General features: G+C 69.2%; 24 protein-coding genes and 1 tRNA gene. 24 read left to right on the forward strand and 1 reads right to left on the reverse strand.

All coding sequences use genetic code 11. The features are described 5' to 3' along the window. Positions 1-23: 23 nt before the first annotated feature. The 12 genes from BLR99_RS10010 to BLR99_RS10065 all read left to right on the forward strand — a co-directional run bounded on the left by BLR99_RS10010 (position 24) and on the right by BLR99_RS10065 (position 8,316). Complete coding sequence (locus BLR99_RS10010) at positions 24-782, forward strand: hypothetical protein (RefSeq protein WP_233423762.1); 759 nt, start codon at positions 24-26, stop codon at positions 780-782. Continuing rightward, a complete protein-coding gene (locus tag BLR99_RS10015; RefSeq protein WP_074687147.1) occupies positions 779-1,333 on the forward strand; it encodes a DUF4376 domain-containing protein in 555 nt (184 codons plus the stop codon). The genes BLR99_RS10010 and BLR99_RS10015 overlap by 4 nt, the downstream gene beginning before the upstream one ends. Positions 1,334-1,335: 2 nt before the next feature. Continuing rightward, positions 1,336-1,857, forward strand: coding sequence for a hypothetical protein (locus BLR99_RS10020; RefSeq protein WP_011794862.1), 522 nt, complete (start codon positions 1,336-1,338; stop codon positions 1,855-1,857). A 40-nt stretch (positions 1,858-1,897) separates the two neighbouring features. Beyond that, positions 1,898-2,200: a holin gene (locus BLR99_RS10025; protein ID WP_017438282.1), complete on the forward strand. Its 303-nt coding sequence runs from the start codon at positions 1,898-1,900 to the stop codon at positions 2,198-2,200. Next, the gene (locus BLR99_RS10030; protein WP_017438281.1) at positions 2,197-2,829 is read left to right on the forward strand and encodes a glycoside hydrolase family protein; all 633 of its coding nucleotides are present in this window, start codon (positions 2,197-2,199) and stop codon (positions 2,827-2,829) included. The genes BLR99_RS10025 and BLR99_RS10030 overlap by 4 nt, the downstream gene beginning before the upstream one ends. After that, positions 2,826-3,092 (forward strand): hypothetical protein, encoded by a 267-nt coding sequence (locus BLR99_RS10035; RefSeq protein ID WP_020379880.1) that lies wholly within the window; start codon positions 2,826-2,828, stop codon positions 3,090-3,092. The genes BLR99_RS10030 and BLR99_RS10035 overlap by 4 nt, the downstream gene beginning before the upstream one ends. Further along, entirely contained in the window at positions 3,089-3,454 is a 366-nt protein-coding gene (locus tag BLR99_RS10040) for a hypothetical protein (RefSeq protein WP_011794865.1), read from the forward strand. Before BLR99_RS10035 ends, BLR99_RS10040 begins: the two co-directional genes overlap by 4 nt. After that, entirely contained in the window at positions 3,451-3,756 is a 306-nt protein-coding gene (locus BLR99_RS10045) for a hypothetical protein (protein WP_011794866.1), read from the forward strand. Before BLR99_RS10040 ends, BLR99_RS10045 begins: the two co-directional genes overlap by 4 nt. Then, positions 3,753-4,916, forward strand: coding sequence for a Gp49 family protein (locus tag BLR99_RS23270; protein ID WP_011794867.1), 1,164 nt, complete (start codon positions 3,753-3,755; stop codon positions 4,914-4,916). Before BLR99_RS10045 ends, BLR99_RS23270 begins: the two co-directional genes overlap by 4 nt. A 191-nt stretch (positions 4,917-5,107) precedes the next feature. Then, on the forward strand, positions 5,108-7,036 hold the full coding sequence (locus BLR99_RS10055; RefSeq protein WP_017438481.1) for a SurA N-terminal domain-containing protein: 1,929 nt from the start codon (positions 5,108-5,110) through the stop codon (positions 7,034-7,036). A gap of 52 nt (positions 7,037-7,088) precedes the next feature. Next, positions 7,089-7,164 (forward strand) — tRNA-His (locus BLR99_RS10060). Positions 7,165-7,242: 78 nt separating this feature from the next. Then, positions 7,243-8,316, forward strand: coding sequence for an acyltransferase family protein (locus BLR99_RS10065; RefSeq protein WP_228193851.1), 1,074 nt, complete (start codon positions 7,243-7,245; stop codon positions 8,314-8,316). Here BLR99_RS10065 and BLR99_RS22570 read toward each other — a convergent pair. Continuing rightward, positions 8,313-9,257, reverse strand: coding sequence for an aminotransferase class I/II-fold pyridoxal phosphate-dependent enzyme (locus BLR99_RS22570; protein WP_138919954.1), 945 nt, complete (start codon positions 9,255-9,257; stop codon positions 8,313-8,315). The genes BLR99_RS10065 and BLR99_RS22570 overlap by 4 nt on opposite strands. Positions 9,258-10,050: 793 nt before the next feature. On the opposite strand from BLR99_RS22570, the gene BLR99_RS10070 reads away from it, so the two are divergent. The 12 genes from BLR99_RS10070 to BLR99_RS10120 are packed head-to-tail and all read left to right on the forward strand — an operon-like array spanning position 10,051 to position 21,556. Then, on the forward strand, positions 10,051-11,052 hold the full coding sequence (locus BLR99_RS10070) for a Bug family tripartite tricarboxylate transporter substrate binding protein (RefSeq protein ID WP_048857468.1): 1,002 nt from the start codon (positions 10,051-10,053) through the stop codon (positions 11,050-11,052). Positions 11,053-11,098: 46 nt separating this feature from the next. Continuing rightward, positions 11,099-12,679 (forward strand): acetolactate synthase large subunit, encoded by a 1,581-nt coding sequence (locus BLR99_RS10075; RefSeq protein ID WP_048857469.1) that lies wholly within the window; start codon positions 11,099-11,101, stop codon positions 12,677-12,679. A 58-nt stretch (positions 12,680-12,737) separates the two neighbouring features. Next, on the forward strand, positions 12,738-13,532 hold the full coding sequence (locus BLR99_RS10080; RefSeq protein WP_048857470.1) for an SDR family NAD(P)-dependent oxidoreductase: 795 nt from the start codon (positions 12,738-12,740) through the stop codon (positions 13,530-13,532). 23 nt (positions 13,533-13,555) lie between these two features. Then, positions 13,556-14,614, forward strand: a complete 1,059-nt coding sequence (locus BLR99_RS10085; protein ID WP_048857471.1) for a WD40/YVTN/BNR-like repeat-containing protein — start codon at positions 13,556-13,558, stop codon at positions 14,612-14,614. Next, positions 14,607-15,086: a VOC family protein gene (locus BLR99_RS10090; RefSeq protein WP_017439490.1), complete on the forward strand. Its 480-nt coding sequence runs from the start codon at positions 14,607-14,609 to the stop codon at positions 15,084-15,086. The genes BLR99_RS10085 and BLR99_RS10090 overlap by 8 nt, the downstream gene beginning before the upstream one ends. Before the next feature lie 51 nt (positions 15,087-15,137). Continuing rightward, the gene (locus BLR99_RS10095; protein WP_017439491.1) at positions 15,138-15,743 is read left to right on the forward strand and encodes an amino acid synthesis family protein; all 606 of its coding nucleotides are present in this window, start codon (positions 15,138-15,140) and stop codon (positions 15,741-15,743) included. A 9-nt stretch (positions 15,744-15,752) separates the two neighbouring features. Further along, positions 15,753-16,613 carry an alpha/beta fold hydrolase gene (locus BLR99_RS10100; RefSeq protein WP_048857472.1) on the forward strand — a complete coding sequence of 287 codons (861 nt, stop codon included), beginning with the start codon at positions 15,753-15,755 and terminating at the stop codon, positions 16,611-16,613. 20 nt (positions 16,614-16,633) lie between these two features. After that, positions 16,634-16,930, forward strand: coding sequence for an NIPSNAP family protein (locus BLR99_RS10105; RefSeq protein WP_017439660.1), 297 nt, complete (start codon positions 16,634-16,636; stop codon positions 16,928-16,930). A 30-nt stretch (positions 16,931-16,960) separates the two neighbouring features. Then, positions 16,961-18,475, forward strand: coding sequence for a bifunctional 3-(3-hydroxy-phenyl)propionate/3-hydroxycinnamic acid hydroxylase (locus BLR99_RS10110; protein ID WP_233427226.1), 1,515 nt, complete (start codon positions 16,961-16,963; stop codon positions 18,473-18,475). Beyond that, positions 18,460-18,651, forward strand: coding sequence for a hypothetical protein (locus BLR99_RS23450; protein WP_233427227.1), 192 nt, complete (start codon positions 18,460-18,462; stop codon positions 18,649-18,651). The genes BLR99_RS10110 and BLR99_RS23450 overlap by 16 nt, the downstream gene beginning before the upstream one ends. 11 nt (positions 18,652-18,662) lie before the next feature. After that, a complete protein-coding gene (locus tag BLR99_RS10115) occupies positions 18,663-20,084 on the forward strand; it encodes an NAD-dependent succinate-semialdehyde dehydrogenase (RefSeq protein WP_048857473.1) in 1,422 nt (473 codons plus the stop codon). A 23-nt stretch (positions 20,085-20,107) separates the two neighbouring features. Beyond that, positions 20,108-21,556, forward strand: coding sequence for an NAD-dependent succinate-semialdehyde dehydrogenase (locus BLR99_RS10120; protein ID WP_048857474.1), 1,449 nt, complete (start codon positions 20,108-20,110; stop codon positions 21,554-21,556). The last annotated feature ends 21 nt before the right edge of the window (positions 21,557-21,577 follow it).

Here is a 21,577-nt window from a genome sequence, read left to right on the forward strand (position 1 = left end):
CTGCCGGTGACACGCTCCAAGACGTGCGCGAGAGGCTGTCGGCCGCGCGGACCTACTACGTCCGCACCGATGGAAGCGACAGCAACACCGGGTTGGTGAACACCAGTGCTGGCGCTTTCCTGACCATTCAAAAGGCCATTAACGTAGTTTCCAGTCTTGATTGCGGAAACAACGACGTCACGATTTCAATCGGCAGCGGGGCTTTCGCGCCTTTTGAAACACGAGATCCGATCGGATCAGGCGCGGTCGCCATCGTGGGCGCGGGCGCCGCCGCGACGAGCATTAGTACCGCAAGCGGGTCATGTATCAATGTTCCAGCCGGGTCCAGGAAGTACACCATATCAGGAATAAAGCTGAGCAGTTCCGATAGCACGTTCGGCGGAAATGCAATATCTGTGGATATTGGAAGTCAGCTGTCAGCCGGGGATATTGATTTCGGCGCTTGCGGCAATTTTCATGTTAATTGCTCAGGGACAATTATACTGCGGGGATACAAAATCAGCGGATCCGCACGGGTGCATTGGTATGCCTCCAACGGTGCGAAAATTATTTGCGCAGGTTGGACCATCACGCTAGCCGGAACGCCGAACTTTTCCACATCTTTTGCTTATGCCGATTGCCTGTCGCTTCTGCGAGTTAATGAAAATACCTACAGCGGAACAGCTACGGGAGTCCGATACAACGTCTTCGCGAATTCTGCGATTTTCGTGAACGGTGCGGGGGAAAGCTATTTGCCCGGTAATTCTGTGGGCTCGAAATTTACAGGCGGGCAGTACGCATGAGCATATACCAGTTAACCCGTGAAAATATCGTGTATCGCTGGGACGACGGTGTTCGGTCCACCATACCAACGTCTGATTCACCGATAGCGCCCAATACCAATCCGGACTACATCGCCTACATGGCATGGATTGCGGCTGGCGGCGTGCCCGAGCCTGCAGATCCGGTGCCAGCCACGGAGGTGTGGGAGCGGATCAAGGCCGAGCGCGACCGGCGCAAGTACCTGGGCGTGAAGGTCGGGGAGAACTGGTTCCACTCCGACGACGCCAGTCGCATCCAGCAGCTCTCGCTGGTGTTGATGGGGCAGGCCATGCCGGCCGGCATTCAGTGGAAGACGCTGACCTCAACGCCGCCACCCGTCTTCGTGACCATGACGCCGGCCCTCGCCCTTGCGATCTTCAACGGCACGGCGGCCAGCGACATGGCGGTGTTCGCGGCTGCCGAAGCACACCGCGTTGCGATGGAGACATCGGCCGATCCCGGAGCCTATGACTTCTCCGGCGGCTGGCCGGTGTCCGTGGAAGACGAGCTCCATACCGTGCATCGGGACTGACCATGCTGCTTGCTTCATACACTGGCACGCGCCCAGGGCTTCAGGGCCTGGCCAACCGCGCCATCCGCTTTCGCCTGGGCGGCCCGTACAGCCACACCGAGCTGGTATTCGAGCCAGGCGACGGCGTGGACGCGCTCATGCCCGACGGCACGTGCGCAGCCGGCCCGGACGGGGCTCTGTGGTGCGGGTCGAGCGTGGCGGCCGAGCCGGTGCCCGTGCACTCGGCGCGCCGGGCCGGGCGGACAGGCGGTGTCCGGTTGAAGAGGGTGGTGTTGGAGCCTGCCCGGTGGGAGTTGCTTCCGCTGCCCGGCGACGCGCAGCGGGCGGCGCGGTGGTTCCTCGAGCACCAGGGTGCGCTCTACGACTGGCAGCTGGTCCTCGGCTTCGTCGCGTGGGCGATCCCTCAGAAGGCCTCGCGCTGGACATGCTCGGAAGCGGTGGCCGCGGCGGCCGGCTTCCCTGACCCGGAGCGCTTCGATCCGTGCGTCCTCCGGGCCGCGGCGGCGCGGTTCGCCCCCGTATAGGGTTCGTCAGAACCGCGCCGGCCCGGAATGATCCGGGCCTATGAAAACCGAAACCCTCGAAGCCATCGGCGCCGCCGGCAACAAGGCCACCATCATCGGTGGATCCGTGGCTGTCGCCGGGAAAATGTCGGCGGCGGACCTGGCGGCCTATGTCGGCGCGGCCGTCGCCGTGATCGGCCTGCTCATCACCTGGTACTACAAGCGCGAGGCCAACAGGCGACAGGCCAAGGAGTACGAACGCCGGGAGAGCGAGCGGCAGATGCGCATGGACGTGATGCGCGCCACGGGCGTGCCGGTGTTCCATGAGGACACGGACCTGGGCCGCCTCGAGGTGGACGAGTGACCAGCCGCGTCCCGCGCCAGCTGGCGCAGAAGCTGGCAGCCCTGGTGCTGCTGGCCGGCCTGGGCGGCGGCACCTACATTGCGCAGCACGCCACCGACGCCGCGCAGCGCAATGAATACGTGCAGGCCGTGGCTGCCGACCCCGGCACGTCGCCGGCCGTGAAGATCGCCATGGTCATGGGATCGGAATACGAGTCCAGCGGGCGGCACATCGGCACGCCCTACATCGACCGCGCAGGCCGCGGGCAGCCGCTGACCGTGTGCAACGGCGTCACCGGCCCGGAGGTGGACGCCCGGCGCTACTACAGCCCGGCCGACTGCTACCAACTGGAGCGGGCCCGGTACATCCAGGCCGAGCGCGACGCGGCGCGGCTGCTGCGGCACTGGCCCACCTATGACGCTTTCGCCCAGGCCACGTTCATCGATTTCGTTTGGAACAAGGGGCCGCAGGCGCTGGAGGGCAGCACCATGCGCGCGAAAGCCAACCGCGGCGACCTCGAGGGCGCGTGCCGGGAGAACCCCCGCTGGAACCGCGGCACCGTGCGCGGCGTGTCCACGGTACTGCCCGGGCTGCAGCTCCGCGGCGACAGCAACGACGAAATCTGCCGTGAATGGAGGTTGACACCATGAAGAACTTTGCGATCGCTGTATGCGCTGCCCTGGCGCTCTCTGCCTGTACGGTGGTGCCCACCAGCACGGCCCATCAGGCATGCACCCTGCTGCAGATCGCCACCAGCGAGGCGGATCTGGCGCCGGCCTGGTACATCGATGCAGGCGCCGTGCTGGAGCAGTGCGGGCAGAAGGACGCCCGGGCCGACGGAGAGCGCCGGGCGTGCTACGCCTCGGCGCAGTCTGGCTATCGCGACAGGAAGGACTGCGAGGCGCTGCGATGACGCCTCTGCAGATCATCCTGCTGGTCAGCCTGGCGGCCAATGGGCTGCTCGGGTGGGCGTATCTGGGTGAGCGCGACGCTGCGACCGAGGCGCGCGCCGCGGTGTCGGCAAAGGGCCAGGAGCTGGCGGGCGTGCGCGGCGCGGCCGAGGCCTGCAGCGCCTCCGTGGACGAGATGCGCACGCTCGCGAACAAGCGAGCGGAGACTGCGGCGCCAGCCCGGCGCGCGGCCGCGGACCGTGCCGCAGACCACAACCGCAAGGCCGACACCATCCTTGCAGTGCCCCCGGCCGTGCCCGGCGATGCATGCGCCAGCGCGCAGCATCGGGTAGACGCCTGGCTGCTGGGTAGGGCGCGGCCATGAGGGCGGCCGTCCTGATCCTGGCGGCGCTGCTGGCCGGCTGTGCGGGCGCGCCACGCGTGGAGATCCAGCGGGTCAACGTGTCGGTGCCGGTGGAGTGCCAGGAGCCTGTGCCCGCCCGGCCGGTGATGCCCACCGATGCGCTTCGAGCCGGCGCGACCGTCGACGACTTCACCAAGGCCGCCCAGGCCGAAATCGAACGGCGTGAGGGCTACGAGGGCGAGCTGCTCACGGCCCTGGAAGCGTGCCGCGCCCCCATCAACCCGAGCCGGCCGGATGCCGGCACCCAAGGAAGCACACCATGAACGACCCCATCACCCTTTCCGTCCGCCACCCCGGCCCCGACGCCCTCGAGCGCGACATCCAGGCCCGCGCCAGCGTGGCGCCGCGCGTCACGCCGGCCGACATCGAGGCCGAGATCGTCGGCGAGCACTACTTCACGGCCTTCGATGGCGTGGCGGGCGCTGGCTACAACGCGGCATCGCCGGACGGTGTGCTTCGACCGTTCACCTTCGAGGCGCCCGGTTCGCTCGGTCTGCTGACCTTCTGCGTTCTGCGACTGCGCAACGGCTTCACGGTGACGGGCGAGTCGGCCTGCGCCAGCCCCGAGAACTTCAACGCCGAGATCGGCCGCCGGATCGCCAAGGAGAATGCCGTGGCGAAGATCTGGCCGCTGCTGGGCTTCCGGCTGCGCGACAAGCTCCACGCCCAGGTGCGCTGCAAGGGTGAGCGCTGCATGTCCACGGACGGCTTCGGCCATTCGCGCGAGTGCATCGCCGAAGCCGGCCGCAACCAGGGGTGGACGCCGACCGCCGAGGAGTTGGCGGCAGCCGGGCCGAGCGCACCCCTCACCACCGGGGGCTTGAAGACCATGGAGATTTCCAAAGAATTGCCCCGGTACCAGAGCCACAAGCACGTGTGGGCCCTCAAGATCAAGGATGTCGCGCACAACCCGAACCCGGACCGCACGGGGCTTTCGTGCTCCTCCTCCTATGGGGCCATGATCTACCCCGAGGAGCAGGAATACCCCCCGTTCGAGGTGTCAGCCGAGTACGTGAACAAGCACCGGCCACAGCCCGGCGGCTACTACGTGCAGTACGCGGACGGCTACCTGTCGTACTCGCCGGCGCAGGCATTCGAGGGAAGCTACACGTTGCTGGACGCCAAGCCTGTCGCCGGCCCTGAGATCATCAAGCTGGACACTCGCGCCGCACAGCGCCAGGAACTCACCACCATCTTGGTGGGCGCGGTCGGTCCTATGCTGACCGGCGATCCCGCTCAGGCCTTGACACTGGGCCGAAGCGTCAGGGCGCTGCTGGACGAGCTGGTGGGGCCGGGCACGCAGCAGAAGGAAGAGGGCGCGCCGGTCTCGTCGGTGCCGGACGTGTCGTTGGTGGCCCAGAACATGTGCGCCATGGGGGGCTTCGGTAGCCCCGCAGAACCAAAGGGCGATCCGGGGCGGTGAAGTAAAATTCTAAGTTGCCCGCCGTGGGTGGCACTGGCTAGTTGGCAAGGCTTCTAACCTATTGATTTGCAAGGGTAGTCTAATCCCTTACAAGGCGTAGGTCGGCGGTTCGACCCCGTCAGCACCCACCACCGATCAAAAGGCGAACGAGAGTTCGCCTTTTCTTTTGTCGCCACTGAAAGATCGAAACCATGTTCGAATCCATCCGCAAGCACTCCAAGGTCGTCATGATCGTGCTGTTCTTGCTGATCATTCCGTCGTTTGTGCTCGTGGGCATCGACCGGAACTACTTCACCAGCAAGAGCGCCGTGGTGGCGCGCGTGGATGGCCATGACATCACCCAGGATGACTGGGACAACGCGCACCGGATGGAAACCGACCGCATCCGCGCGCAGTCGCCCTCGGTCGATGCCAGGCTGCTGGATTCGCCCCGCGCCCGCTACGCCACGCTGGAGCGCCTGGTGCGCGACCGCGTGATGCAGGCCGCCGCCGTCAAGATGCACCTGGTCACGAGCGACGCCCAGCTGGCCCGCACGCTGCAGGGCATTCCCGCCATCGCCGCGCTCAAGCGCCCCGATGGCTCGCTGGACGCAGAGGCCTATCGCGCACTGGTGGGCTCGCAGGGCCTCACGCCCGAGGGCTTCGAATCCAACGTACGCCGCGAACTCTCCCTCAGCCAGGTGATGGGCGGCGTGCTGGGCTCCGCGTTCGCTGGCCAGGAGCCGGCGCGCCTCGCGCTGGACGCGCTCTACCAGCGCCGCGAGATCCAGGTCGCCCGTTTCGACGCCAAGGACTTCGCCGCCAAGGTCGCGCCCACCGACGACGAACTGCAGTCCTACTACAAGGCCCACGAAGCGCAGTTCCGCCAGCCCGAGCATGCGGACGTGCAGTACGTGGTGCTCGACCTGGACGCCGTGCGCGCCAGCATCACGCTGAGCGAGGACGACCTGCGCAGCTACTACAAGGAAAACCTGGAGCGCCTCGCCGGCAAGGAAGAGCGCCGCGCCAGCCACATCCTGATCAATGCCCCCAAGGACGCCCCCGCCGCCGACCGCGAGAAGGCCAGGGCCCGCGCGCAGGCGCTGCTGGAGCAGGTGCGCAAGGCGCCCGGCACCTTCGCAGAGGTGGCCCGCAAGAATTCGCAGGACACCGGCTCCGCGCCCTCCGGCGGCGACCTCGGCTTCTTCAAGCGCGGCGACATGGTCAAGCCGTTCGAGGACGCCGCCTTCTCGATGAAGAAGGGCGACATCAGCGACCTGGTGGAAAGCGAGTACGGCTACCACATCATCCAGCTCAACGACGTCAAGACGCCCAGGCAGCCGACCTTCGAGGAAGTGCGTGCCAAGCTGGAGACGGAAGCCAAGCAGCAGCAGGCGCAACGCAAGTTCGCCGAACTGGCCGAGGTGTTCTCCAACACCGTGTACGAGCAGGCGGACAGCCTGCAGCCCGTGGCCGACAAGCTCAAGCTGAAGGTGCAGACAGCCAGCGGCGTCGCGCGCACGCCGCTGCCCGGCGCCCAGGGCCCGCTGGCCAACGGCCGCTTCCTGGAGGCGCTGTTCGCCGCCGACTCCGTGCAGAACAAGCGCAACACCGAAGCCATCGAAACGGCGCCCAGCACCCTGGTGGCCGGCCGCGTCGCTGCCTACACGCCGGCTTCCACCCCGGCCTTCGACCAGGTGAAGGCCCGCGTGCGCGAGCTGTTCGTGGCCGATCGCTCCGCCGAACTGGCACGCAAGGAAGGCGAGGCCAGGCTGGCCGCCTGGAAGGCCGCGCCGGCCAGCGCCACCGGCCTGGGCAACCCCGTCACCATCTCGCGCGACAAGCCCGAAGGCCAGCCGCGCCCCGTGGTGGACGCCGCCCTGCAGGTGAATGCCGACACGCTGCCCGCTTTCGCCGGCACCCCCCTGGGCGCCCAGGGCTACGCCGTCGTCAAGGTGACCCGCATCGTGCCGCGCGACCCGTCGGACCCGGCCGTGGCCCGCCAGCAGCATCAGCAGTACGCCGAAGCCGAGGCCCAGGCCGAGGCCATGGCCTACTACGAACTGCTCAAGGATCGCTTCAAGGTCCAGTTCAAGGTGGCCCGCCCGACGGGCGACGGCACCCCCGCCGCGGAAAATTGATGCTGTGAACATGGCCGGAGGGGTTTTTATCCGGCTATAATTCAAGGCTACGGTGGCTGTAGCTCAGTTGGTAGAGTCCAGGATTGTGATTCCTGTCGTCGTGGGTTCGAGTCCCATCAGCCACCCCAGATAAGCAAAGCCGCTGCAGCGTTCGAGCTGCAGCGGCTTTTGTCTTTGGTTCCTGCTTTCACAGGCCAGTCCGCAGTGTGGAAGTTGAACCACACCCTACGGTTGCAGAGCCCCATGCACGAAGCGCGCGCAACGCTTTTTCCATCCAGGTCCTCCGCGGCATCGCTGCCGTGATGGTGCTGCTCGCGCACGTACGCCGCACCCCGCTGGTTCCTACACCTCCGGTTTTCGGCTTCGAGATCGGTGTGGACCTGTTCTTCGTGATCTCGGGTTTCGTCGTCGCCCTCGCCGCGGAAAAACCTGTCCCGGTCCGACAGTTCGTCGAAGACCACCTGCTGCGCGTCCTGCCGCTCTACTACCTGGTATCGCTCGTCGCGCTGTGGGTCCTCGGGGTGTGGGGGCCCACGCTCAACGTGTTGTGGAACACCTTCATGCTGGTACCTGTCTTCGACAGGATGACCTATACCAACCCGGTCCTTTATCTAGGATGGTCCGTCGCTGTCGAGATCTGGCTGTATGCGCTGGTGGCGTTGTCCATGGCACTTTCCAGGAACCGTTGGCACCGGCTCTTCACGGGCCTGGTCCTGACGCTGCTGGTACAAAGCTATTTTGCTCCCGACCGGATGCTGGTGCTGCATTTCATCGGAACGCCGTTGATGTTGGAGTTCCTCATGGGCGTCTGGCTCTGCAAGAGCCGGCTGCAATTGAAATGGCCGCTCGCGCTGGCCGCCGCGGTGCTGGGAGCCTACCTCGTCATGACGAACATGCAGGAACGGCCCTACATTGCCGCGCATGGCGGACCGCTGGCGATTTTCGGCATCGGCATGCTGCGGGCGCTGACCTGGGGCGTGCCGTGCGCCATTCTGCTGCTCGGCTGCGTCAGCCTGGAGCGGTGCGGTGCCACGGTTCCGCGCTTGCTGTCGTGGTTCGGTGGGTGGTCCTACTCCTTCTACTTGGTGCAGCCCTTCTCCGTTTCCATCGTGGAGGTGTCCGGTCTGACGTCGTGGGCAGGCATGGCCCTGGTATTCCTTGCCGCCAACTGCATCGCCGGCTATGTGGTGTACCGCACCGTCGAGCGGCCGTTGATGTCCTGGAGGAAGCGGCGAGCGGCAGCTCGACGCCAAGCTGCGGTCCCGGTTGCGCCCGGCTAGACTGGAACGGACGGCGGCGGTTTTGTGAGGGTACCTGGTGTGGATGTCGGAGGTTGACTCTGGCTTGCGGGTGGGGCGCCGCGTTCACGGTCCCGCCAGTGTCGCGTGCACGCGCGTGCCCAGAAGGCACAGCCTCTCGACCGGTTCGTTGCGAACACGAAGCGAATGTACTGACTTCCATGCACTTCGCCCCATCCCTGCATCGCCGTGGCATACACGCCGTGCTGCAACAGCCGTACCGACATGAGCTCGCCATCCAGTTGAAAGCCGGACACACGCAATAGCAAAGACCATCCGCCTGCGGGCAGCCCGGACGGAAGCCCATCGAGCGCCTCAGCCACTGCGTCGCGCCTGCGTTGAAGCTCCTGCACATACGCCGGCAGCGTTGTCCACGATGACTCGAGCGCGGTGGCTGCAGCATCCTGCGCAATGCCGACCGGAACCACGACGTTCGCCAGCGACACGGCAATGAGATCGGGCATGTACTGCAGGGGGCACCGATCCAGCCCACTCGCCACCCGATCATGCACAGTTCCTTGGAGGCCGCGCCCACGGAAACCGTGTTGAGCCATGCGATCGATTTGTGCCGGGCGGAACACATGCCGTCCGTCGAAGAGGAGACGTTCCATGGTGTTGTCGACAACCAATAAGAGGTCGTGGCGGATGAGCAAGTCCGCAATCCACCGCCATTCCGTTTCCGTGAGCATCGCTCCCGTGGGCATTGGCGGCGACATGATTAGCATCGCGCGCGCGCGGAGCGATCTTCTCCTCGATGGCTTGTACGTCGAGGTGCCGGTCCTTGGCGGCTCGAATTGCAATGGCACGGTGACGGGCAATCCCCCGGCAAGCCGGACGCGGCTGAGCAGACCGAAGCGATCCTGACCCACGAAAGGCGGACATGGGTTGGCTGCGTCCTCGTCCAGCCTTGCGCGATCGTTCAAGGACGGCGGCATCCGGCGCAATGTCGATGTCCAGGATCACGTCGCGCTCGAGTTCAACGTCAGCCACCTGCCCGTACCGAAGGCGCCGCGCCGATTGGAAGGGCGAGGCCTTGTTGTCAACGGGGCCCGTCGGGGGGCACGGGGTGGCAGGACCGGATGCCGCGCAAGTGCTCGAGGTCGCGGAGATGCGTGCTTCGCTCGAATCGCTGTCCCTGCGGCAGGCATGGGTCGTCACGGGGAGGAGCATCTCGCGGCCGCCATGCGGCCCTCGGCGAGCGCATGGATCCGTCGGATGTCTCGCGCCTGGGTCATCGCGGCCGCGTTCCTGGTCATTTTGCGGGCTTGATGGCCTCCGGCCTGGGCGTTGCACCCGGCTGCCCCGGGGGCTCGCCTGCTCATGACGGAAGCTTGACAACCCTGCCGACCGCCCGTGGCGCCGGGCCAGCGCGCCAGCGTCCCGAAACCGTCCTGCGCCACGGCGACCCTGTGTCCCCACCGGGCGGACACGGAGCCATGCACGCCGGCGATGTGGGCATGGCAGAGCCGGTCCGGCGTTTTCCGTGCCGGCCCCGGCACCCTGTGCGGGCGAGCAGCCCGAGGGCACAGCTCGCAAATGGTGGAAATTCCACGTTCCCAGGGATTGTGCTGAGTCAAAAATATTGCATCTTTTTGTCTAAACGATAAAATTGCGTCAAATTCGGTGGCGAAAGTCTTGTCCGGATGTCCCGTTTCTCAGCGTGGGGCTCCGTCGGTCTTTTGTCCGTGGCGTCAACGTTCGGTGCGGAGGTGGGCGATGAAAAGGCATTTCTTGCGGCAGGCCTGTGCTGTCTCTGCGGCGTGGCTGTCCGCGTGCATGGCACCGGGCCTGGTGTGGGCGCAGGCGCAGGCGGGGGCGGAATGGCCCGCGCGGCCGATCCGCATCGTGGTGCCCTATCCCCCGGGAACGGGGCCCGACGTGATGGCGCGGCTGGTGTCCGAAGGCCTGGCCCGTGAATTGAAGGCGACCTTCGTCGTGGAGAACAGGCCGGGCGCCAACGCCATCATCGGCACGGGTGAAGTGGCCAAGGCGCCGGCGGACGGCCACACTTTCCTGCTGGTGGACCGGCTCACGCTGTCGGTGAATCCGCTGCTCTACAAGCCGCTGCCGTTCGATCCGAAGAAGGATCTCATGTCGGTCAGCAACATCGCCGACGTGGATCTCTACCTGGTGGCGAGCGCGCGCGTGCCTGCCGGCGATTTCCGGTCGTTCATCGATTACGCGAAGGCGCGCCCGGGGCAGGTGCCCTTCGGCACCGGCGGCGTGGGCAGCGTCATGCACCTGAACATGGAGCTGCTGCAGGCCGGTACGGGCGTGCAGTTCCTGCACGTGCCCTACAAGGCGCTGGCCGAAGTGATCCCGGCGCTGCTCGGCGGGCAGGTGGACGCGACCTCCGGCGGCGTGGAAGCGCTGCTGCCGCACGTGCGCAAAGGCACGCTGAAGCTGCTCGCGGTGGGGGCGGACGCGCGCACGCCGGTGGCACCCGACGTGCCCACGGCCGCCGAGGCCGGGGCCGGCGGCATGCTGCTGTCCACCTCGTATTCGCTGCATGCCCGCGCCGGCACGCCGCCCCTGGTGCTGGCGCGCATGCATGCGGCGCTGGACAAGGTGCTGTCCGCCCCCGCGCTGCGGACCTGGGCGTCCGACCGCGGGCTGCGGGCCGGCGCCTCGCGGCCGGAAGAGCTCGACGCCAGGATCGCGTCCGACGCCGAGCGCGTCGGGCGGCTGGTGCGCGAGCGGCACATCCAGGCGCAGTAGCCGGGCCGCGCCTTTCCCGATTTTTCTCCTCGAAGGACCCAAGACCATGAAGCCAACGACCGGCGCGCACGCGCTGTGGACCGCGCTCGCCGCCGAAGGGGTGGACACCTGCTTCGCCAACCCCGGCACCACCGAACTCGACCTGGTGCGCGCGCTGGAGCACCAGGACGGGATCCGCTGCGTGGTGGGCCTGCAGGAAAACGTATGCACGGGCGCCGCCGACGGCTACGGCCGCATGCTCGGCCGGCCCGCGGCGACGCTGCTGCACCTGGGGCCCGGCTTCGCCAACGGCATCGCGAACCTGCACAACGCGCGGCGCGCGCACACGCCCATCGTCAACGTCATCGGCGACCACACGAGCTGGCACCTGCCCTACGACGCGCCGCTGACCTCGGACATCGAATCGCTGGCGCGGCCGGTGTCGGGCTGGGTGCGCCGCATCGGCGGTGTGCGGGAGTGCGCTCAGGCCGGCGCGCAGGCGGTGCGCGAGAGCCTGGCCCGGGGGGGGCAGGGCGCCACGCTGATCTTTCCGGCGGACTTCCAGGCCGCGGCGCTGCCGGATTCCGGCGCCGACGTACCGGCGGCTGCGGAGCCGGCGCCGTCCCGCCCCGCTGGAGAGAGCGCGCCGGACGGCTGCGACCCCGGGCAGGCCCTGGAGCGTTTGCGCACGGCGGGCCGCGTGGTGTTCCTCCTGGGCGGTGGCGGCGAGCACAGCGGGCTGGGCGCGCGTGCCCAGCGCGCCGCGGCGCGGCTGTGCCGGCAGCTGGGTGCGTCGGCCTATGCGGAAACCTTTCCCGCCCGGTCGGAGCGCGGCCAGGGCCTGCCGGCATTCGACCGCCTGCCGTACTTCCCCGAGCCGGCGCGCGCGGTGCTGGATGCGGCCGACCTCGTGGTGCTGGCCGGCGCGCTGCCGCCCATCACGTACTTCGGCTATGCGGGCCATCCGAGCGCGCTCGTGCCGCCGGAGCGGCTGCTGGTGCTCGCGGCACCGGGCCATGCGGTGGCCGAGCGGCTGGAACAGCTGGCGGACGCTCTGGGCGCACCGGCCTACGAGGCCCCGGCGGCGGACATGCCCGCGCAGCCCGAAGGTGAACTGACGCCGGCGCGCATCGCGGCGGTGCTGGCGCGCGAGCTGCCGGAGCGCGCCATCGTGTCGGTGGAGGGCGGCACCTGCGGCTATCCGTTCTACGCCGCCTCGGCGGCCGCGCGGCCGCACACCACGCTCACCAACACCGGCGGCGCGATCGGGCAGGGGCTGCCGGTGGCGCTGGGCGCGGCCATCGCCTGCCCGGACCGCCCGGTGGTGGGGCTGCTGTCGGACGGCAGCACGCAATACACGATCCAGGCGCTGTGGTCGCTGGCCCACGAGCAGCTGGACGTGGTGGTGCTGATCGCGGCCAACCACCAGTACGCGATTCTGCGCAACGAGTTGCGCCGCGACGGCGGCACGCTGGGCGCGCGCGCCGAGGCGCTCACGGCGCTGGACCACCCCCGCATCGACTGGGTGGGGCTGGCGCAGTCGTACGGCGTGCCGGCAGCGCGCGTGTCCACGGCCCAGGCGCTGGCCGGCGAGCTGCGCCGCGCGTTCGGGCGCAAGGGGCCGGCGCTGATCGAGATGGCGCTGTGACGGGACTCATCGGCCGGGGCGCGTGCCGCGGCCTTCCATCCATCCAAAGGAGTGTGCAATGGATCTGAAACTGAAGGGCAAGGTCGCGGTGGTGACCGGAGGCAGCCTCGGCATCGGCCGGGCGGTGACCGAGGCGCTGGCCGCCGAGGGCGTGCGCGTGGCGATCGTGGCACGCAGCCAGGGCGCGCTGGAGCAGGCCGCGCGCGAGATCGGCGAAAAGACGGGCGTGGAGATCCTGGCCGCGCCCGCGGACGTGAGCAGCACCGCGCAGGTGGAGGCCATGATGGCGCGCGTGGCGGCGCATTTCGGGCGCATCGACATCCTCGTGAACGGCGCCGCCCACCCGGGCGGACTGGTGCGCAGCGAGATCGAGAATGCCGACCCGGAAGGCCTGCTGGAGGACATCAACATCAAGGTGGTGGGCTACATGCGCTGCGCCAAGGCGGCGGCGGCGCACATGAAGCAGGGCGGCTTCGGCCGGATCATCAACATCGGCGGGCTCACGGGCCGCGGCAGCAAGCAGCTCTCGGGCATGCGCAACGTGGCGATCTGCCACCTCACCAAGACGCTGTCCGACCAGCTCGGCCCCTCGGGCATCACGGTGAACGTGATCCACCCCGGGGTGGTGGAGACGCCGCACATCCACGAGCTCTACGCCAAGGAGGCGCGCCTGCAGGGGCTGACGCCGGAGCAGATCGAGGCGAACTACGCCAAGGCCACGCCGATCCGCCGCGTGCTGCAGCCCGAGGAGATCGCCGACGCGGTGCTGTTCCTCGCCTCCGAGCGCGCCGGCGCGATCACCGGCGAATCCATCGCGGTGGATGGCGGCATCACCCGCGGCATCTTCATCTGAACGCATCCAAGGAGGACCCGAACATGCAGGGAACGATTCTCGTGGGAACCGCCGGGCAGGGCATTCTGCGCAGCGCGGACGACGGCGCGAGCTGGCACCGCCTCGGCCTGAAGGAGGCCATCGAATTCGACGGCGTGGTGCGCAGCCTGCTGGTGGACCCGCACGACCCGAACCGGATCTTCGCGGGCGCGGATGCCGGCATCTGCCTGAGCGAGGACGCGGGCGCGCATTTCCGGCGCCTGGAGTCGCCGGCCAACGGCATGCACGTGTGGGCGCTGGCGATCGACCCGCGCGACGCGCGCACCATTTACGCCGGCACGGGCGCCCCGTCGCGGGCCGTGATGTTCCGTTCGCTGGACGGCGGCGCGAGCTGGACGCGGCTGCCCATCGAACTGCCGGAGTTCTGCGCGGGCGTGAACCGCCCCCGCATCCTCGCGATCGCGGTGGATCCGGACGACGGTTCCGTCTGGCTCGGCGTGGAGGAAGGCGGCGCCTGGCACAGCACCGACCGCGGCGACACCTGGCGGCGCGTGGACGATGCGGCGAGCGGCATCGCCAACAGCGACATCCATTGCATCCGCATCCTGCCGGCCGCCGCCGGCCAGCCGAAAACGCACATCGTCGCCACGGTCAACTCGGTCTATACGAGCACCGGGGGACCGGCCGGCCCCTGGGCCGCGGAGAGTTCGGCGGACCGCTTCGACGGCATGTACTACACGCGCATCCTCACGCCGCTGGAAGGCGACCGCGAGGTGCTGCTGGCCGCCATCGGCGACGGCACGCCGGGCACGCGCACGCAGCTCTATCGCTCCGAGGACCGCGGACAAACCTGGGCCCCGTCGCTGCTGCATGCGGTGCCGAACTCGACGTTCTGGGCGCTGGGCACGCATGCCGCCGACCCCGACCTGGTGTTCGCTGGCACCAAGTACGGCCATCTCTTCCGCTCCATGGACGGGGGCCGGAGCTGGTTCAAGGACTGGCGCGATTTCAGCGAGATCACGGCCGTGGCCTGGACCCCCGTCGCCGCCGCCGTGAAGGCCCACCCGAAGTCCACCCTCGGAGCGAAGCCCCACCATGACTGACATCCGCGCCGGGGTGGTGCGCCCCCGTATCCGCCGCACCCACCTGTCGCTGTTCGTGACCGACCCGTTCGCCTCGGCCGCCTGGTACGAGCGCATCCTGGGCATGCAGGAGACCGCGCGGGGCGAGCGCTGGGTGTTCATGAGCTTCGGCCGCAAGCACCACGACATCGCGCTGATCAAGCCCGAGCCGGGGCAGGTGGTGGGCGGCTGCGCGCTGCAGCACTACGGCCTGGAGATCGAGGGCGACATGGACGAGCTGCGCCGGCTCTACGGCCAGTTGCTGCGCGCCGGCGTGGAGGTGGTGAAGACCACCGACCACAAGGTGGGCTACGGCCTGTACTTCAACGATCCGGACGGCCACCGCTTCGAGTTCTTCCTGGAGATGGTCCACGACGACGAGGAGGGCAAGCGCGTGCTGCAGGCCCACCACGCGCCCAGCGAGCCGTTCCGGCTCGAACCGCTGTTCGATTGACGCGGCCCGGGCCGCCTTCCCTTCCACCCCTTCACTTCCATTCCCGACACCATGACCAAGGCTGCCAATTTCAGCGTCTTCCACATCCGCAAGTGGTATCTCCAGATCGAGGACACCCTGGCCGGCGAAACCGGCGCGCCCGCGGACGGCGAACCGCTGCGCAAGATCGTCATCGCCGCCTGCATCCACAACCCGTTCGCGGGGCGCTACGAGCCGGACCTGTCGTCGTGGATCGATCCCTCCCCGGAGCTGGGCCGCGAGTTCGGCCGCCGCGTCCAGGAAGCTGCCGCGGGCCGTGCGATCGAGAGCTACGGCAAGGCGATCGTGGTGGGCATCGACGGCGAGTACGAGCACGGCAACGCGCTGCTGACCAACCCCGCGGCCAATCCCATCCGCGAGGCCATCGGGGGCGGCAAGTCCTGGGTGCCGTCGTCCGGCAAGCGCGGTGGCCCGGGCACGTCGATCGACATCCCGCTCGCGCACAAGGACGCGCTGTACGTGCGCTCGCATTACGACACCGTCACCGCGCAGTTCGCGGACGGCCCCAACCGCGACGAGGTGGTGCTGATCTGGGCCTTCGCCACGCGCGGCCGGCTCAATGCCCGCCTGGGCGGCCTGAAGGCCTCGGAAATCCAGGGCCGGGACGGCCTGGTCTGAGGGCGGGCCATGGAACGGCGCGAACAGGTGATGTCCCTGAGGGGGCTGCGGTTCCACCTCACCGAATGGGGTGACCCGGCGGCCCGGCCCGTGGTGATGCTGCACGGCATCCGCGGGTATGCCGAGACCTTCGCGGGCCTGGCCGCGGCGCTGCAGCCGGATTTCCGCGTGATCGCCTTCGACCAGCGGGGACGCGGCCGGTCCGACTGGGATCCGGCGGGCGATTACTACACGGACACCTACGTGGCCGACCTGGAGGGCATCGTGGATGCGCTGGGGCTGGAGGCCTTCGACCTGCTGGGCCATTCGATGGGCGGGATGAACGCCATCGTCTATGCGGGCCGGCACCCGGCGCGCGTGCGGCGGCTGGTGATCGAGGATGCCGGCCCGGGCGCCTTCGACGCCAGCGAGGGCGCGACCCGCATCCGCAGGGAGCTGGCCATGACGCCCGCGTCGTTCCCGGACTGGGAGGCGGCAGCGGCCTTCATGCGCGCGCTGCGGCCCACGGTGACCGAGGAGGCACGGCTGCAGCGCCTGCAGAGCATGCTCTCGCCGCTGCCGCAGGGCGGCTTCACCTGGCGCTACGACCATGCCGGCATCGCCGCGGCGCGCCTGCATCCCGATCCCGCCCGGGCGGTGGACCTGGAGGCCAGCCTGCGCGCGATCGCGTGTCCCACGCTGGTGGTGCGGGGCGGGCGTTCGGACTACCTGCAGCCGGCCATGGCCGAGCGCATGCGCGCGCTGAACCCGCGCGTCGAGGCCATCGAGATCCCGGATGCGGGGCACTACATCCACGACGACCAGCCCGTGCTTTTCGCGCAGGCGGTGGCCGGCTTCCTGCGGCGCGCGGCGGCGCACGCCCCGGCCTGATTCCCTGAAGAGAGAGTTCCATGATCCACGAAATCCGGACCTACACGCTGGTGCCTGGCGGCACGCGCGAATACCTGCGCCTGTACAACGAAGCGGGCCGCGAGGTGCAGACCCGCCTGCTGGGCGGCCTGGTGGCGGTGCTCACGCCGGAAAGCGGCGACCTGAACCAGCTCATCTACCACTGGGTCTTCGACAGCTATGAAGAGCGCGTGCGCCGCCGCGCGCAGCTGATCGCCGACCCGGCCTTCACCGAATTCCGCAAGTCGGTCCGCAACCTGCTGGTGAGCCAGGACAGCCGGCTGCTCAGCCCGGCCTGAAGCGCCGCGTCCACGAAAGGCTGCAAGGCGATGACATTTCCCACTGAAGTCCAGGTCCTCGTCGTCGGCGCGGGGCCGGTCGGGGCCACGATCGCGAACCTGCTGGGGGGCTACGGCGTGTCCGTGCTGGCCGTGGACCGCAGCCCGCAGGTGCTCGACTACCCCCGCGCGGTCGGGCTCGACGACGAGGCGCTGCGCACCTTCCAGGCGGCCGGCCTCGCCGATCGCATGCTGCACGACATGATCCAGAACGTGCCCATGCGCATGTATACCGCGTCGCGCCGCTGCTTCGCGGAGATCCTGCCCAGCACGCGCGAATTCGGCTGGTTCCGCCGCAACCTGTTCTCGCAGCCGCTGGGCGAGGCGGTGCTGCGCGAAGGGCTGCAGCGCTTCGCGCACGTGCACCTGCGCCTGGAGACGGAGCTGCTGGACCTGGAGCAGGATGCCCACGGCGTGACCGCCGTGCTGCGCGACGCGCAGGGCGTGGAGCACCGGGTGCGCGCGCAGTACCTGGTGGGGTGCGATGGCGGGCGCAGCCGCGTGCGAGAGGGCATCCTGAAGCTGCCTTTCGAGGGGCGCACCCATCCCGCGAAGTGGGTGGTCATCGAGTGCGACCAGGATCCGCTGGACGCGCCCTATACGGCGCTGCACTGCGACCCCGAACGGCCCTACGTGTGCCTGCGCCTGCCTTACGGGTTGCGGCGCTGGGAGTTCATGCTGTTTCCCGGGGAGGACGGCGAGCAGATGCTGGCCCCGGAGAAGGTGCGCGAGCTGCTGGGCCGGCATGTCGCGCATCCTGAGTCGCTGAACGTGATCCGGGCGCGCGTCTATACCCACAATTCGCGCGTGGCGGGATCGTTCGTGGTCGGGCGCGTGTGTCTGGCGGGCGACGCGGCGCACATCACGCCGCCCTGGATCGGGCAAGGGCTGAACGCGGGTCTGCGCGACGCCTTCAATCTGTCGTGGAAGCTCGCCTGGATCCTGCACGGGCGGCTGCGGCCCGAGCTGCTTTCCAGCTACCACGACGAGCGCCACGCCCATGCCAAGGCGATGATCGACCTCGCGGACCTGTTCGGCGCCATGCTGTCGCAGCGCAACCGTGCCCTGGCCTGGCTGCGCGACTGCTTCTTCCTGTCGGTGCGCAACATCCCGCGCGTACGCGACTACGTGCTGCAGATGAAGTTCAAGCCCATGCCGCGCTTCACGCGGGGCATCGTGCAGGACAGCGGGGACGCGCGCCGCGACGAGGTGGTCGGCCGCATGTTCATCCAGCCCCTGGTGGAGTGCGCGCCCGGCCGCCACCAGCGGCTGGACGACGTGGTCGGCCCGCGCTTCGCCGTGTTGAGCTGGTGCGAGGACGCCCTGGCCGGCGCGCCTGCGCAACTGCTGGAGCAACTGGAGCGGCTGGGCTGCGGGCGCTACGTGGCCGTGCGCTCGCGCGGCGCCGCGGCGGATGCCTGCGCGCCCGCCCAGGGGGGCGCATCGAGGATGTGGAGAACACGCTGCATTTCTGGTTCCAGGACCGCGGCGTGGACTGGGTGCTGATCCGTCCCGACCGGTTCGTGGCGGCCGCGGGCCGCCGGGGCGATGCGGCGGCGCAGCTCGCCGCCTTCTGCGATGCCGTGCTTGCGCCCGGGATGCACGGGGCGGCCGGGGCGCGGGCGGGCACCGCTTCGCAGGCCGTACCCCACCCCGGGGCAGAGCCGGCCCTGACGGCATGAAGGAGCCCGCGATGTATCCCGAGCTTTCCCTGTTCATCGGCGGCTGCTTCCAGGGCGGTGGTGCCGGGCAGTCCGTGCACGACCCGGCCACGCTCGACGTGCTGGGGCACCTGCCCTGGGCCGGGCCCGCCGAGGTCGAGGCGGCGATCGAGGCCGCGCACCGCGCCTTCCCGGCCTGGCGCGACAGCTCGCCGATGGAGCGATCCGCCGTGCTGCGCAAGGCCGCCGGTCTCGCCCGCGAGCGGGCCCGGGACATCGGCCGCGGCATCACGCTGGACAACGGCAAACCCCTGTCCGAGGCCGTGGCCGAGGTGCTCAACGCCGCGGAGCACCTGGAATGGCATGCGGAGGAATGCCGGCGCATCTACGGCCGCGTGGTGCCGCCGCGCGATCCGTCGGTGCGGCAGTGGGTGGTGCGCGAACCCGCCGGCGTGGTGGCCGCGTTCAGCCCCTGGAACTTTCCGTTCGGGCAGGCGGCGAAAAAGCTGGCCGCGGCGTTGGGCGCGGGCTGCACGGTGGTGCTCAAGGGGCCCGAGGAATCGCCCAGCGCCATCGTCGCGCTGGCGCGGCTGTTCCACGACGCGGGGCTGCCCCCGGGTGCGCTCAACCTGGTCTGGGGCGTGCCGGCGGACATCTCCCGCCAATTGATCGAATCGCCGCGCGTGCGGGTGGTGTCGTTCACGGGCTCGGTGCCCGTGGGCCGGCAGATCGCCGCGCTGGCCGGAACCCATCTCAAGCGCACCACGATGGAGCTCGGCGGCCACGCCCCCGTGCTGGTGTTCGACGATGCCGACGTGGACGAGGCCGCCGCCGCGCTGGCGCGCATGAAGGTGCGCAACGCCGGGCAGGTGTGCGTATCGCCCTCGCGCTTTTTCGTGCAATCCGGCATCTACGGCCGCTTCGCGGAGCGCTTCATCGAAGCGCTGGGCGCGGTGAAGATGGGCCCCGGCCTGGAAGAGGGCGTGCAGATGGGGCCGCTCATCCACGCGCGCCGGCTGCAGGCGGTGCAGGGCCTGGTGGACGATGCCGTCGGCGCCGGCGCGACGGCGTCCACGGGCGGGCAGCGCGTGCGCGGGCGGGGCCATTTCCTGGCCCCCACCGTGCTGCAGGACGTGCCCCCGGGCGCGCGCATCCTGCGGGAAGAGCCGTTCGGCCCCCTGGCGGTGCTCGCGCGCTTCGACACCGTGGACGATGCGTTGCGCCAGGCCAATGCGCTGCCCTTCGGGCTGGCGTCGTACGTCTTCACGCAATCGCTGCGGGTATCCACGCGCGTGGCCCGCGGGCTGGAGGCCGGGATGGTCAACATCAACCATTCCGGCATGGCCCATCCCGAGCTGCCCTTCGGCGGCGTGAAGGACAGCGGCTTCGGCAGCGAGGGCGGCACCGAGTCCTTCGACAGCTTTCTCGTGACCAAGATGGTCACCCAACTCTGAGCCGGCATGGCACGGCCTCTTTTATGCTGAACCTGCAAGATCCTTCCCTGCTGCGCGACCGCTGCTTCGTGGACGGCCGCTGGACCGCCGGCGAGCGCACCCTGGCCGTGGCCGATCCCGCCACCGGCGCCACCGTGGGCCACGTGCCCCGCATGGGCCCTCCGGAAACCCGCGAGGCCATCGAGGCGGCGCACCGCGCATGGCCCGCGTGGCGCGCGCGCACGGCCGGCGAGCGCGCCGCGCTGCTGGCACGCTGGCATGCACTGATCCTGGCGAACCAGGACGATCTCGCGCGCATCATGACCGCGGAGCAGGGCAAGCCCCTGGCCGAGGCGCGCGGCGAGATCGGCTACGCGGCCTCCTTCATCCAGTGGTTCGCCGAGGAGGCGAAACGTGTCTATGGCGAGACGGTGCCCGCGCCCGTGGCCTCGCAGCGCATCGTGGTGGTCCGCGAGCCCGTGGGGGTGTGCGCCGCCATCACGCCGTGGAACTTTCCCGCCGCGATGATCACCCGCAAGGCCGGGCCGGCCCTGGCGGCCGGCTGCACCATGGTGGTCAAGCCGGCCAGCCAGACGCCGCTCACCGCGCTCGCCCTGGCGGCGCTGGCCGAGCGCGCGGGAATTCCGCCGGGGGTGCTGTCGGTGGTGACCGGGCCGGCCGGAGAGGTCGGCACCGAGCTGGCGATGAACCCGCTGGTGCGCAAGCTGAGCTTCACCGGCTCCACCGAGGTGGGCCGGCACCTGATGCAGCAGACGGCGGCCACGGTGAAGAAGGTATCGATGGAGCTGGGCGGGAATGCGCCCTTCATCGTGTTCGACGATGCCGACCTGGACGCCGCGGTGGAGGGCGCGCTGGTCTCGAAGTTCCGCAATGCCGGCCAGACCTGCGTATGCGCCAACCGGCTCTACGTGCACGCGCGCGTGTACGACGCGTTCGCGCGCAAGCTCGTGGAGGCCCTGCGGGCGCTGCGCGTCGGCCCGGGCGCCGAGGAGGGCGTGCGGATCGGTCCGCTGATCGACGACGCCGCGGTGCGCAAGGTGGAGGAGCACATCGCGGACGCGGTGGCCGGCGGCGCGCAGGTGGCCCTCGGCGGGCGGCGCCATGCGCTGGGCCGCAGCTTCTTCGAGCCGACCGTGCTCACGGGCGTGACGCAGCGCATGCGCGTGGCGCGCGAGGAAACCTTCGGCCCGCTGGCGCCGCTGTTCCGCTTCGAGACCGAAGACGAGGTGGTGGCGATGGCCAACGATACCGAGTTCGGGCTGGCGAGCTATTTCTACGCCCGCGACCTCGGCCGCGTATGGCGCGTGGCCGAGCGCCTGGAGTACGGCATGGTGGGCGTGAACACGGGGCTGATCTCCAACGAGGTCGCGCCGTTCGGCGGCATCAAGCAGTCCGGCCTGGGGCGCGAGGGCTCGCGCCACGGCATGGACGATTACCTCACCCTCAAGTACATCAACATGGCCGGCATCTGACGCGGCCCGCGCGATCTCTTT

Source organism: Paracidovorax citrulli, assembly GCF_900100305.1.
In the GTDB taxonomy this organism is placed as follows: domain Bacteria; phylum Pseudomonadota; class Gammaproteobacteria; order Burkholderiales; family Burkholderiaceae_C; genus Paracidovorax; species Paracidovorax citrulli.